The 13,050-nt window shown below is 29.7% G+C and carries 12 protein-coding genes; 5 read left to right on the top strand and 7 right to left on the bottom strand.

Going from position 1 to position 13,050, the window contains the following annotated elements; all coding sequences use genetic code 11:
* Positions 1-19: 19 nt before the first annotated feature.
* A complete protein-coding gene (locus SLH33_RS04655) occupies positions 20-1,291 on the top strand; it encodes a replication-associated recombination protein A (protein ID WP_320417902.1) in 1,272 nt (423 codons plus the stop codon).
* 30 nt (positions 1,292-1,321) lie between these two features.
* On the opposite strand, the gene SLH33_RS04660 is transcribed toward SLH33_RS04655, so the two are convergent.
* The 4 genes from SLH33_RS04660 to SLH33_RS04675 are packed head-to-tail and all read right to left on the bottom strand — an operon-like array spanning position 1,322 to position 4,729.
* Positions 1,322-2,074, bottom strand: coding sequence for a hypothetical protein (locus SLH33_RS04660; RefSeq protein WP_320417903.1), 753 nt, complete (start codon positions 2,072-2,074; stop codon positions 1,322-1,324).
* 1 nt (position 2,075) lies between these two features.
* On the bottom strand, positions 2,076-3,467 hold the full coding sequence (locus SLH33_RS04665; protein WP_320417904.1) for a DUF5723 family protein: 1,392 nt from the start codon (positions 3,465-3,467) through the stop codon (positions 2,076-2,078).
* Positions 3,464-4,006: a hypothetical protein gene (locus tag SLH33_RS04670; RefSeq protein WP_320417905.1), complete on the bottom strand. Its 543-nt coding sequence runs from the start codon at positions 4,004-4,006 to the stop codon at positions 3,464-3,466. Before SLH33_RS04670 ends, SLH33_RS04665 begins: the two co-directional genes overlap by 4 nt.
* Positions 4,007-4,039: 33 nt before the next feature.
* Positions 4,040-4,729 (bottom strand): YjjG family noncanonical pyrimidine nucleotidase, encoded by a 690-nt coding sequence (locus tag SLH33_RS04675; protein WP_320417906.1) that lies wholly within the window; start codon positions 4,727-4,729, stop codon positions 4,040-4,042.
* Positions 4,730-4,793: 64 nt separating this feature from the next.
* Here SLH33_RS04675 and SLH33_RS04680 point away from each other — a divergent pair, with 64 nt between their 5' ends.
* On the top strand, positions 4,794-5,900 hold the full coding sequence (locus SLH33_RS04680) for a glycosyltransferase family 4 protein (protein WP_320417907.1): 1,107 nt from the start codon (positions 4,794-4,796) through the stop codon (positions 5,898-5,900).
* Complete coding sequence (locus SLH33_RS04685; protein ID WP_320417908.1) at positions 5,897-7,165, top strand: oligosaccharide flippase family protein; 1,269 nt, start codon at positions 5,897-5,899, stop codon at positions 7,163-7,165. Before SLH33_RS04680 ends, SLH33_RS04685 begins: the two co-directional genes overlap by 4 nt.
* Here SLH33_RS04685 and SLH33_RS04690 read toward each other — a convergent pair.
* From SLH33_RS04690 to radC, 3 genes are read right to left on the bottom strand one after another with little or no spacing between them, the layout of a single operon-like run.
* Positions 7,145-8,050 carry a hypothetical protein gene (locus SLH33_RS04690; protein ID WP_320417909.1) on the bottom strand — a complete coding sequence of 302 codons (906 nt, stop codon included), beginning with the start codon at positions 8,048-8,050 and terminating at the stop codon, positions 7,145-7,147. The two genes, SLH33_RS04685 and SLH33_RS04690, sit on opposite strands and share 21 nt — an antisense overlap.
* Positions 8,047-9,354 (bottom strand): polysaccharide deacetylase family protein, encoded by a 1,308-nt coding sequence (locus tag SLH33_RS04695; protein ID WP_320417910.1) that lies wholly within the window; start codon positions 9,352-9,354, stop codon positions 8,047-8,049. The genes SLH33_RS04690 and SLH33_RS04695 overlap by 4 nt, the downstream gene beginning before the upstream one ends.
* 24 nt (positions 9,355-9,378) lie before the next feature.
* Positions 9,379-10,065: a RadC family protein gene (radC, locus tag SLH33_RS04700; protein ID WP_320417911.1), complete on the bottom strand. Its 687-nt coding sequence runs from the start codon at positions 10,063-10,065 to the stop codon at positions 9,379-9,381.
* A 117-nt stretch (positions 10,066-10,182) separates the two neighbouring features.
* Here radC and trkA point away from each other — a divergent pair, with 117 nt between their 5' ends.
* Both trkA and SLH33_RS04710 read left to right on the top strand, forming a co-directional pair.
* Positions 10,183-11,529: a Trk system potassium transporter TrkA gene (gene trkA, locus SLH33_RS04705; RefSeq protein ID WP_320417912.1), complete on the top strand. Its 1,347-nt coding sequence runs from the start codon at positions 10,183-10,185 to the stop codon at positions 11,527-11,529.
* On the top strand, positions 11,529-13,028 hold the full coding sequence (locus SLH33_RS04710) for a TrkH family potassium uptake protein (protein WP_320417913.1): 1,500 nt from the start codon (positions 11,529-11,531) through the stop codon (positions 13,026-13,028). Before trkA ends, SLH33_RS04710 begins: the two co-directional genes overlap by 1 nt.
* Positions 13,029-13,050 lie beyond the last annotated feature (22 nt).

Raw genomic sequence — 13,050 nt, forward strand, 5'->3', positions numbered from 1 at the left:
TCTTTAGTATTTTTACTTTATGAATGCACCTTTGGCAGAAAGAATTCGTCCGAAAACATTAAGCGATTATATTAGTCAGCAACATTTAGTTGGTAAAAACGGTATTTTAACCAATCATATTAAGCAAGGAATTATTCCTTCTTTAATTTTGTGGGGGCCACCTGGGATTGGAAAAACTACCTTAGCCAACATTATTGCTAACGAATCTGAACGCCCTTTTTATACATTGAGCGCTATAAGTTCTGGTGTAAAAGATGTACGTGATGTTATTGAAAAAGCGAAGAAAAGTGGTGGATTGTTTACACAGAAAAATCCGATTTTATTTATTGATGAAATTCATCGCTTTAGCAAATCTCAGCAAGATTCATTATTAGGTGCGGTTGAAAAAGGTTGGGTTACCTTAATTGGTGCTACTACAGAAAACCCTAGTTTTGAAGTAATACCCGCCCTACTCTCTCGTTGTCAAGTATATATTTTAAATTCTTTTGATAAGGAAGATTTAATAGCACTGCTCCACAGAGCGATGGAAAAAGATGAGATTCTCTCAAAAAAAGAAATCATTTTAACAGAAACAGATGCTTTGCTACAAGTTTCAGGTGGCGATGCTCGTAAACTGTTGAATATTTTTGAATTATTGGTTGCTTCGGAAGATAAAGTAGAAATCACCAATAAAATGGTGTTAGAAAAGGTTCAAAAAAACACAGTTAAATACGATAAAACCGGAGAGCAGCATTATGACATTATTTCAGCATTCATTAAATCAATTAGAGGAAGTGACCCAAACGCAGCTGTATATTGGTTAGCTCGAATGATTGAAGGCGGTGAAGATGTAAAATTTATAGCTCGAAGAATGTTAATTGCTGCTTCGGAAGATATAGGAAACGCAAATCCCACCGCATTGATATTAGCCAACAATACTTTTCAAGCGGTATCTGTAATTGGGAATCCTGAATCGAGAATTATTTTAAGTCAATGCGCAGTGTATTTGGCCAATTCACCAAAAAGTAATGCGAGTTATATGGCCATTGGAGAGGCTCAAAATTTAGTGCGAAAAACGGGTGATTTATCGGTCCCGTTGCATTTGCGAAATGCGCCTACCAAATTGATGAAAGATTTAGACTACGGAAAAGATTATTTATATTCTCATAACTATCAAGGTAATTTTGTTGAGCAAGAATTTCTCCCTGAAGAAATCAAAAATACCAAGCTCTACGAACCGGGAAATAATACTCGGGAAAACGGCTTTAGAGAAACGTTAAAACAACGCTGGAAGGATAAATATAATTATTAAAAAAGAGAGCTAAAAAAGCTCTCTTTTCTTTTAAAATTTTACTTGATAACTTTCTGTTTTATTATTTCCTTCTTTATAATATTCAGCTATCCAAATATTTCCTTGTTTATAAAAAACTCCGTTTTTATCTTTTAGAATAAATAAATTAGGATTTGAGGTTTTTAAGATCAAGAAAACAACTTCTGGTTTTGTGTTTATCAGCTGAAATCCGTTAGCCATAGGTTGTGCATATAAAACATTAGATGTTGAAGCTACATTGGTTACTTTTTCTACAGAAGTTGGTAAAACTGCCTTTGGTGCTTCAGAAGGATTGCCTTCAGTTTTCTTAACAGTAACGGGCGTCACTGGTTTTGAAGGAACATACTTGTACCCTAATGCTCTGACCGAGTTAAATGCCTCACGAATAGCTTCATGATATGCTTTTTTATATTCTTTAACTTTACTGTTTCCTTCTTTTGATGTAAACACCACATTGTTATAACAATCTTTAAGTTCAATAACGGTTTTGGTGGTAAACATACTGGATTTATCGTTTACATCAGCAGTTAGTGCTAAACATCTGTTTACTGCTAAATCATCTGGCAATACCTCATCAGACATAAAAGCTGTAAAACCATATTTGTTAAATAAGAACTTAGTTAAAGAACTTGTTTGATATTTATCTGCTTCCTTTACAAATTCAAATTGTTTTGGAACAATAATGTATTTATAATTATTGATATTCTTTTTTTGTGCAAAAAAGGTTGTACTTATAAAAAGTAATAAAACTGTTATTTTTTTCATTTTAATTAAAAATTAAATTAATTCCTATTTGAGCCGTTGCTCTATTAGCATCTGCAATATCGGAAAGTTTAAATATATTATCTACCATTCCATAAACATTGAGTTTCCATACATTCAATGAAAGACCCACACCTATATTGGTTGCTGAAAAATCATCAAATGTATAGGTAAATTTTGTGTTTAAATTTTTAGAGAATTTTCTCTCATAAAAACCTGTAAATGCAAATCGAGGACCAATAGGTCTTAACACCGAATATAATTGCACTCCAACTGCATTATCATAAAAATCTTTAAATGTTATATCATGACAATTTGCATTGTTTCTACTTTTTCCAAAGCTATATCGCGTAGAGCTATGAAACTTAATAGGACGCATAACAGTATAGGAATCATTGTTTTCTTCTCTATTTACATTATCATTAAAATCATTTTCTAAATCGGCCCAGTAATCGGGGTTTGAACCGTCATATTGAAACTCTACTCCCGAAAAAGTATAATTGCCTTTTACCACTCCATTTCTAATATTCTTAGAATAACTCATAAAACCAATATCTACTAAACTTGCTGTAAATTCAACTTGCTCATTATAATGATAGGTAAACCCAACATCAAAACCTAATCCAAAATTACCTCCCAAAAAGGTACCTCCAAAAGCACTACCTGCAGTTATATCCACCTCATCATCTTCATTATAAATACCAGAACTGTTCACCTCAGCATCAACATTATTTAATGTATGAACATAAATATTATCTTCTCCTTGTCTAGTAGTGAATGTTCCTGAGTTATATGTGGATGTTATGTTTGCTGAACCTGAATAAATTTTAAAACGAGCTCCTACAGTTAATTGTGAATTTAATCTCCTACTAATTCCTGCGTGCAAAACTCCTAATACATCAGCTTTTACACTCACATCTGATAAAGAAAATACTTTGTTTAAGTAGGCTGCGTTTCCTTCATCAATCAAAGTAAACAAGTCTTTAGGCAGTGTGAAAAACACATCTGCTTCTGTATAAAAACCAACACTTAAATAATCTCTATTGTTTATTTTATAGCCTCCATTTAGAATTTCTATTTGTGTATTTGCATATGCGTAATCACTTTTATCTAGTCCTGCAATGGCATTTCTTAATTTAATATTGAAATCTGTTCCGACAAACACCCCTACCCCATCATCTCGGAATACATCCGCCACAGTCATACCTGATATATTTACATTTGCTGATGCTCCAGATAAAAAAGGTATTCCAACATGATATTTATAGGTAGTTTCAGCACCAGGGTTTAATAACAATCCTTGAGGAATTTTATCAAAACCGTATAAAATTTGCTTATTTTGAGCTTTTAACACACCAATGCTCAGAACCATAACTAAAATTATTATTCTTCTCATAGTGAATCAATTGTAAAGTGAAAAGTTCCACCAGATTTGAAAGTAAATGTTTTGGGTATTGTAGGGTCAATGGTTGAACCATCTGTACTTGCTAAAATAGTTACTGTAATTTGAATTTTCTGAGAATTTAAAAAATTTGGATTGTTAGAAATTATTATTTGCTCTTGATATGCATAATCAGTTTGATTTGCATCTACGTTTAAAACAATTGGCATATAAGTGGCAACATCATTATCATCAAGAAAAGTAAACTCAAGTGTAAAATCTCTATTGAACTCATTACTAATTTCAAAATCTAAATCAACTCTTGTTAAATCTTCTTGAGCTGTTGAATTATCAAAAGCAGTAAAATCTACTTCCTGAGATAATTGATAAACTCCTGATCCTGCTGGAGACAATTCACTTTCTGTTAGATCAAATTTGACTAATGATACTGCTACTTCAGGATATAATTCTAAGTCTTCTGCTTGATTAAAATCTAAGTCTTTTACACAAGATATTGTTAAAAATAGAAGTAATAACTTTAAAAACGTCTTCATTTATAATTTGTTTTCTTTTGAACGATAATTTATTTATAAATATTGTTTAATGTCTAGCAATCTACTTACAGAAATAAAAGATTTATCTGGTATTGAATAACTATTTTGATCATTAAAATGTATAGGTAACATTCCACTTTTAAACGCTCCTAAAACATCAGCTTCATAACTATCACCAATCATAACACAATTATGAGGTTGTACTCCAACTGATTGTACTGCAAACTCAAAAACTTTCGGATTTGGTTTTTTAACCCCAACACTTTCTGATGTAATAATTACATCAAAATAATTTTTGATGTTAGAATTTTTTAATTTTAAATGCTGAACCTCTTCAAAACCGTTTGTTATGATGTGCAACTTATAATTATTTTTTAAATACTCAAGTAATTCTATTGTGCCTTCTATTAAATTGTTATAATTAGCCAAATTAGTAATATAATCTAAGGCAATTATATCAATTAAATCATCTGTAATATTGAATTTTAATTTATCAAAAGTGTCCTTTAATCTACCATACCTAAGTGCTGTTTGAGATACTTTTTCTTCTCTATACAATTTCCAATACTCATCATTTACCGGGGTATATACTTTTTTAAAATCATTTACATCAATATTTATTTTTTGATGCTCAAAAATTTGTTGAAAGGTTAGTTTTGAATTTTTATTAAAATCCCAAAGGGTATGATCTAAATCGAAAAAAATGTGTTTGATATCGTTCATATTTCAAATGTAATGGTAATTGAATAATATAAGCTATTTTCGTACTTAATTTTAATATCAAATTTTGCCAGAAAATCTTCATATACTTTTTCTATGTGGTTGGTATCCTTCAAGAGTTTTACCAACTAATGGCGATTTTATTCAGCGACATGCTGAAGCTGTTAGTTTACAACATAAAGTATCAGTAATCCATATTATTACAGATTCTAATTTAAAAAAAGATACTGAATATACTTTTGACAGAATTAATGGAGTTGACACTTATATAGCATATCTTCAACCTCAAAAAAATGTTTTTTTAAAGGGGCTTAAATTTTTTACAGCTTTTAAACAACTTGTTTCAATGATTGATGATTTTGACCTAATTCATCTACACGAGCTTTATCCTTTTGGGTTGTTTACATTTTTAATAAAAAAACCTTATATAATAACTGAACACTGGACAGGATACCATAATCCTCAATCAAAACACATTAGTAATTCTCAGCTTTTTTTATCAAAATTCATTGCTAAAAAATCAAAGTTTATATGCCCCGTTACTAAAGATTTACAAAAATCTATGAATCTTTTAGGCCTGAAAGGAAACTATAAAACTGTTCCGAATGTAGTTGATACTAATTTATTTTTTCCTCATAAAAAAAAGAGAGATTCTATTTTTACTATTCTTCATATTTCTAATATGGTTGATGCTCATAAAAATGTTTCAGGCTTACTTAATGCAATTTCAAACCTTAATTTTGAATATAAACTAGTCCTTATTGGTGAAAATTCTATTAAATATAAGAATATCGCTACTAATTTAAACATTTATAATCGTATAGAATTTGTTGAACATATAAGCCATATAGAAATTCCGAATTATTTTAATACTTCGGATGTATTTGTTCTTTTTAGTAATTATGAAAATTTACCTTGTGTAATTTTAGAAAGTTTTGCATGTGGCACTCCCGTTATTTCCACAAATGTGGGTGGAATTAGTGAATTTTTTCCTAAAGAATTTGGATTCTTAATTGAAAAAAACAATGAAGAGGAATTAATAAAAAACCTCACTTATTTATTTAATAATAGAGTTTCTATTAGAGAGAAAATGCATATTTATGCGAAACAAAAATTCAGTAGACAAAGTATAGCAGAGCAATTTACTAATCTTTACAAAAAAGCACTTAGTTGAAACTGATTTATAATTACATACATAACTTTTTAAATAGAGCAGGAAGCTATGTTTTTTTAGCTACAGTTTTATCTAGAATTTTATCTTTCCTAGCTTCTTGGATTGCAGTTCAGTTTATTGAAAATAAAGCTTTAGGAGAAGTTTTATATGCTTGGACAATCATTTCTTTTTTGATTCCTTTTGTTGGTATGGGATTACCACAAAGTTTAATTAGATATGGCGCTATTGAAAATTCAAGTGAAAGCAAAAATGATCTTCTCAATTTTGTAATTAGAAATGGTACTTTTGCCAGTATTTTTTTAACTTTTTTAATAGCAGTTTTTGGCTTACTGTTTCCTTTCACAATTAAAAATACACAAATATTTTTACCCTTATTATCATTAAGTTTTGTGCCTTTTTTTTTGTTTGAGACTATAAAAATTCAACTTCGTTTACAGCATCAAAACAAAAAATATTCACTTATAGAGATTAGCTATAACATAGCACTTGTTATATTAGTTCTCATCCTGAGTTTTATTTATAAAGAAATGGGATATGCTTTTGCATTAGTATTAGCTCCTTCTTTAGTTTCAATATTATTCTTTAAAGAAATAGGAATAAATCACTTTAAAAGAAATAACCAACTTACTGTAAAGCCTAAAGAACTTTGGAAATATGGTTTTTTTGGAGGCTTATCTAATGTAGCTACTATTTTACTTTTTTCAATAGACTTGTTGTTAATTGGTAATATTTTAATGAATTCTGAATTAGTTACTGCATACAAATATGTATCACTAATTCCTTTTAGTGTATTATTTATACCAAGAGTGTTTATAACTACTGATTTTGTAACTTTTACAGAACAAATTTTAAACAAAAATTACATTTTTAATTACATTAAAAGTTACATTCTTTTGTTTTTAATGATTAGTGGATTGTTTGTTCTTATTACTTTTTTCTTTTCTGAAGAACTCCTTTCTTTATTTGATTCTGATTTTATAAAATTTTCAGATAGCTTTCAAATTCTTTGTATAGGGGTTTGTGGAATTTTGATTTTTAGAGGATTATTTGGCAACCTATTATCATCCATTGGCTTAGTAAAAATAAACTACTATATTTCCTTATCTGCATTAATTTTAAATTATATAAGCAATCAGTTTTTGATTCCAAAATACGGAATAAAAGGAGCTGCTTTAACCTCAGCAATTTTAATGTGGTTAACTGGAATTGCATCGTTTATATTATTCTTTATATTTTATAAAAAACTACCTTTTAAAAAACTTTAAAAACTTAGGCAAGTTATTATATTTTAAGAAGTAATAACTCTCGTTATGAGAACCAAAACTTAAGAAATATTTTGAAATACTTTTCATGGAAGATCCACCAAAATCGAAAATTTTATAAGTAGGTTGATATTTATAAATAGCTCTATCAATTAAAAATGTATTGGCTCCATTTTTTCTTCTTTTAAAATCGGTAGAAGAAACTAAAATACTAACTCTTCCTTTGTATTTAATAAAAAAACCGGATGCTACAATTTGACCGTTTTTATCATATACTGAAAGAATTTCACCTACTTTTTTATCAATACATCTTTGCATTAATTTAAGTAAGTTTTCATAATCCTTTTCTTTAATTTTCCTTACCCTAGCTCCAACGTTTTGATGGTATAATTTAATCAAATTTTGTGGTTGATCGTTCCATCTTTCTGTTAAGTCAGCTTTTTTTGCTCGTTGTAAATCTTTTTTTCTGTCCTTTCGATATTTTGATAAAATGTGAATATAATCTTGTTCTAAACCTAATATTTGAAAATGCTTTTGAAATCTATAATTCAAAAACATAGAAAATGAGTTTTGGGTATTTAAACGACTTTCAACAAACTTAAATTCACTAAACAACTCAATTAAAAATTCATTTTCGTCTTCAACTACTTTCGAATAAATTCCTAATTGTAAAACCCAAAAAGGCGGATACACATATTTTATAAAGAATTTCTTTCGCCATGGAATTGGCATCACTGCTTCATAATTATCTAAAACCAACACACTCCAATTCTCACAAGCTATATCTAAATACCAAGAAAAACCAAAGATATTAGCTTGCATAGAGTTCTCTACGCATGCATTATACTTGTCTACATCAAGTTTTTCTCTTGAAATTAAACTAATCATTTATTAGAAGCCATTTTTAACATAGAACCGTACACTCTTTGCCAACCTTTCCAGCGTAAATAATTACTCAAACTTTCGTTATGAAATAAAGTTATAAACGTTCCGTTTACTCTTTTAACTTCATGCATCAACTCTCTTATTTTTCCTAAAGATTGTTTGGGTGTTAGTTTCATATAATCATTTAAGGTAGTATCCATTAAAGCAAATGGGAAAACTCTCAATGGTGTTTGAATCTCATAATCTAAATCATAAAAATAAAAAGGTGTACAAGTGCTTGCTCTAAACCCCACATGACTTGCATATCCCATAGAGTAATCTTCTTTTATTTCTAGATCAATTAATTTCTGATAGGTATACGGTAAAGAAAGACGCAGATAATGTTGCCTAGATCTTATCATTGGCATATTGGTAATAGCTTCTAATCTTTCTTTCTCTTTTTTTAACAAATCAAGATTTTGCATGGTATAATAAGATGGATGCAAACCCACTCTAGCATAATCTACCATATCTTTAATTAGTAACTTAAACTTGTCCTTAGATGCAGAAATATTTGTATCATAGGAAGTATAATCTCCTATTAAAAAGAAAAAAATGGTTTTTACATTATACTCTTTTTTTAATTTCAATAGCTCTTGAAAAGTATCAAAAGGGTCTTTTTTAAAATTAAATCGTACTGCAAGTCTATCCCAAATATTGAGTATGTGTAACTTATATACATCATTTAAAAGGCCTCCAATGGTTCTAATAAAACTTTTATATTTATAAGCAAAGGCGTTGTCAACATCTATAGTAGATATGTAATTGTACTTTCTGGTTTTAAATTCATATTCCGGAAAACGTTCTTTTAATGTTTTACGCAACTTATATGCCCATACATCTATCATAGGCTTTTCTAAAAAATCATTTTGATATGCTAAACTTTGTTCTGCTGAAAAACGACTATGTTTATCTTTAATATGTGGTAAATACTCTTCATAGCGAGTAATTAAATAAAAACTTGCTGAAAAAATGTCATAAGGAATTGATGATTTTGTTCCTACTTCGAAGAAACAAGGTACTTTATCCCATTTTCCCATGTTTATTTCTACATCGCTTATTCCTTGTTCAAAAAGTAAGCTAGTACTTTTTATAAAAAACTCTTTACCAAGTGCCACTGTTGTGTAAGATATTTTGGGACCATTAAATGCTACAAAATCTTCTACTTTATTGGTAAAGTCAACATCTACAAGCAAAATTCTGGTAAAAATATGCTTAAAAATGTATCGAACTCTAGGAGTAATTTTATGTGTATAAACTAAAATCATTTAGGCTTTGGTTAGCGAGAAGTGTTACATCATTCCTTCATCTGCAAAGCTAAAATACGTTTTTTCAGTAATAATTAAATGATCTAGAATTTTTATATCTAAAGTGTTTCCTGCTTCTTTAATTTTTTGAGTGAGTTGTATATCTGAATTACTCGGATTTGTTTTCCCAGATGGATGATTATGACAAACTATAATTGCTATTGATGATAGTTCTAAGGCTCTTTTTAAAAGTGGACGAACGTCTACCAAAGTAGACGTTAATCCTCCTTTACTTATCTGTTCTTTTGCTAAAACCTTGTTTGAATTATTTAAATACAACACCCAAAACTCTTCGTGAGGTAAATCTCCGATAATTGGTTGCATTAATTTGCTCACATCTGCAGATGATGAAATTTTAGGATTGATAACTTCTTCTTCAAAATGCCTTCTTTTTCCTAGCTCTAAAGCTGTTACTATAGAGATTGCTTTGGCCTCCCCTATTCCTTTAAATTGCATTAATTCTTCTACAGAAAGTTTAGTTAGTTTATTTAAATTGTTATCTACAAAAGCTAAAATTCTTTTAGCTAACTCAACTGCTGTTTCCTCTCTATTTCCTGAACCAATAAGAATAGCAATTAACTCTGCATCTGATAAAATAGTCTTTCCTTTTTCTAACAACTTTTCTCTTGGCCTGTCATTTACCGACCAAGATTTTATAGTCAACTTTTTCATTTTCAATAAGCTTACAAACAAATATACTAAATATGAAAATATTTTTTTCTCGTCAAAACATCTAAAATATATTTCTTTTAAAAACGTATATTTGTACTCTATTTACTTATTTTTTATATGAAAATTATCATAGCTGGGGCTGGAGACGTCGGTTTTCATTTAGCTAAATTATTATCCTACGAATCTCAAGACACCTATATTGTAGATCTTGATGGTGAAAAGCTAAATTACTTAAATAACCATTTAGATGTAATTACCAAAAGAGGTGATGCCACCTCTGTAAAATTACTGAAAGAAATAGGAGTTAGTAATGCTGATTTGTTATTGGCTGTTACCGAAAGCCAAAATACTAACTTCACAATTGCTGTAATTGGTAAAGCTTTAGGGGTAAAAAAAACGATAGCTCGTATAAAAAACCCCGAGTTTTTATCCAATGATGTTATTAATTTCAAAGATTATGGAGTAGATTTTATGATTTCTCCTGAAGAACTAGCAGCTAAAGAAATTAAACTACTTTTAAATCAATCTTCCTTTAATGACACTGTAGCATTTGAAAATGGCGTATTTAATGTAATGGGTACTACACTAGGCTATAAATCTCCTATTGTAGACTTAACAGTTAAAGAGGCTAAAGACAAATTTTGTATGGTAGATTTTATTACCATTGCTATTAAAAGAGAAGGAGCAAGTCAAACAATTATACCTCGTGGAGATACCGTTTATAAATTAAATGATCAAGTATATTTTTCGATGCCCAATTATAGCTTAGAAAAATTTAATCATATTATCGGAAAAAAACACGTTGACATTAAAAATGTCATGATTTTAGGAGGTAGTAGTATTGGTAAAAAAACAGCAAGAAAACTTTGTAAAGAAAATTTTAAGGTTAAACTTTTTGAAAGAGAGAAAGATAGAGCTACTGTACTTGCAGAAGAACTAAGACACACTCTTGTTATTAATGGGGACGGACGAGATTTAGAGCTTTTAGAACAAGAGAATATTAGAGAAATGGATGCTTTTATTGCTGTAACCGGAGATTCAGAAACTAATATTATGTCTTGTTTAGTAGCAAAATCAAAAGGAGTAAAAAAAACGGTAGCTTTGGTTGAGAATATGGATTATATAAATATTTCACAAACCATAGGTATAGATACGCTTATCAACAAAAAACTCATTGCTGCCAGCAATATTTTTAGACATATTAGAAAAGGAGAAATTTTAGCTTTGGCTAATTTACACAATATAGATGCTGAAGTATTTGAATTTCAGGTAAATGAAGGAGCCAAAGTTACACAAAAATCTATTCGAGATTTACGTTTTCCTAGAGAAGCTGTTTTCGGTGGAATTATTAGAGATGGAAAAGCTCTTATGTCTTTTGGGAATATGCAAATTAAAGCAGGTGACAGTGTAATTGTATTTTGTTTACCAGAAGCTATTTCTTCTGTAGAAGATTTCTTTAAATAATGGAAAATTTAAACCTTAAATTAATATATAGATTCTTGGGGATTACAGCAGCATTAAACGGTGTTTTTATGTGGCTTGCCATTCCTTTTAGTATTTATTTCAAAGAAGAATCTATTTGGGGTATTTTAAACTCAGGAATTATAACCGTTACATTAGGCTTGTTACTTTTTTTCTTTAACAAACCACAAAACAACAATTTACAAAAAAAAGAAGGGTATCTTATTGTTACTTTAGGTTGGCTAACACTCACTTTTACAGGAATGCTTCCTTACCTTTTAACTGGCGCCATTCCATCTATTACCGATGCGCTTTTTGAAACCATTTCTGGATATTCAACCACAGGATCATCTATACTAACTGATATTGAGTCAATGCCTAAAGGAATATTATTTTGGCGAAGTGCAACGCATTGGATTGGAGGTATGGGAATAATTGTACTAACTATTGCTATTTTACCTTTATTAGGAATTGGGGGAATGCAACTTTTTATGGCTGAGGCACCTGGACCATCTGCAGATAAATTACATCCTCGGATTACAGATACAGCAAAACGTTTATGGTTAATATATTTTAGCCTTACAATAATTGAGTTTTTATTACTTAAAGTAGCTGGTATGACATGGTTTGATGCCATTAATCATGCCATGGCAACATTGAGCACTGGTGGTTTCTCAACTAAAAATGCCAGTGTAGCATATTGGAACGGCAGTCCCATAATTCAATATATAATTATTCTTTTTATGTTCATAGCAGGCACCAATTTTGTACTTACTTATTTTGCTTTGAAAGGAAAAATAAAAAAAGTAATAGAAAGTGAAGAATTTAACTATTATTTATTCGGTATTTTAGGTATTTCTGCTTTAGTTGCTGTGTTAATCATCTTTTTTCAAGATCCTAATTTAAAAACTACTATTGAGCATCCTATGACCTTAGGAAAAACAGAAAGTGCTATACGTCATTCATTGTTTTCTGTAATATCTGTAGTTACCACAACTGGTTTTGTTTCTGCTGATTTTACACAATGGGGTTTCTTTGCCACAGCAATCTTTTTTTCATTATTTTTTGTAGGTGGTTCTGCAGGGTCTACTTCTGGAGGAATAAAAATTGTTCGTCATATTGTTATGTTGAAAAATAGTTTTTTAGAATTTAAAAAATCATTACATCCAAACGCTATAATTCCTGTTAGATATGATGGTAAAGCTGTAAATCAAACTATTGTTTTTAACATTTTATCTTTTTTTATTTTATACATGCTTATTTTTATTTTAGGTTCAGTGATATTAGCTATGTTTGGACTTGATATAAAATCTGCTCTAGGTGCTACCGCATCTTCTTTAGGGAATATTGGTCCCGCTATTGGTAGTGTAAGTCCTGTAGACAATTTTTCACATCTTTCTACCGGAGCAAAATGGTTTTGTTCTTTTTTAATGTTGATTGGGCGTTTAGAACTATTTACTGTTCTAATACTTCTTACTCCATTTTTTTGGAAAAAAAATTAATCCAGCTCTCATTCCAAATATC

This window comes from Tenacibaculum sp. IB213877, assembly GCF_034043975.1.
Taxonomy (GTDB): Bacteria; Bacteroidota; Bacteroidia; order Flavobacteriales; family Flavobacteriaceae; genus Polaribacter.

Excerpts from the sequence above, each read along its gene's own strand:
- SLH33_RS04695 (WP_320417910.1), bottom strand. The coding sequence starts at position 9,354 with ATGATTTTAGTTTATACACATAAAATTACTCCTAGAGTTCGATACATT.
- SLH33_RS04675 (WP_320417906.1), bottom strand. The coding sequence starts at position 4,729 with ATGAACGATATCAAACACATTTTTTTCGATTTAGATCATACCCTTTGG.
- SLH33_RS04665 (WP_320417904.1), bottom strand. The coding sequence starts at position 3,467 with ATGAGAAGAATAATAATTTTAGTTATGGTTCTGAGCATTGGTGTGTTA.
- radC (WP_320417911.1), bottom strand. The coding sequence starts at position 10,065 with ATGAAAAAGTTGACTATAAAATCTTGGTCGGTAAATGACAGGCCAAGA.
- SLH33_RS04670 (WP_320417905.1), bottom strand. The coding sequence starts at position 4,006 with ATGAAGACGTTTTTAAAGTTATTACTTCTATTTTTAACAATATCTTGT.
- SLH33_RS04690 (WP_320417909.1), bottom strand. The coding sequence starts at position 8,050 with ATGATTAGTTTAATTTCAAGAGAAAAACTTGATGTAGACAAGTATAAT.
- SLH33_RS04660 (WP_320417903.1), bottom strand. The coding sequence starts at position 2,074 with ATGAAAAAAATAACAGTTTTATTACTTTTTATAAGTACAACCTTTTTT.
- trkA (WP_320417912.1), top strand. The coding sequence starts at position 10,183 with ATGAAAATTATCATAGCTGGGGCTGGAGACGTCGGTTTTCATTTAGCT.
- SLH33_RS04710 (WP_320417913.1), top strand. The coding sequence starts at position 11,529 with ATGGAAAATTTAAACCTTAAATTAATATATAGATTCTTGGGGATTACA.
- SLH33_RS04655 (WP_320417902.1), top strand. The coding sequence starts at position 20 with ATGAATGCACCTTTGGCAGAAAGAATTCGTCCGAAAACATTAAGCGAT.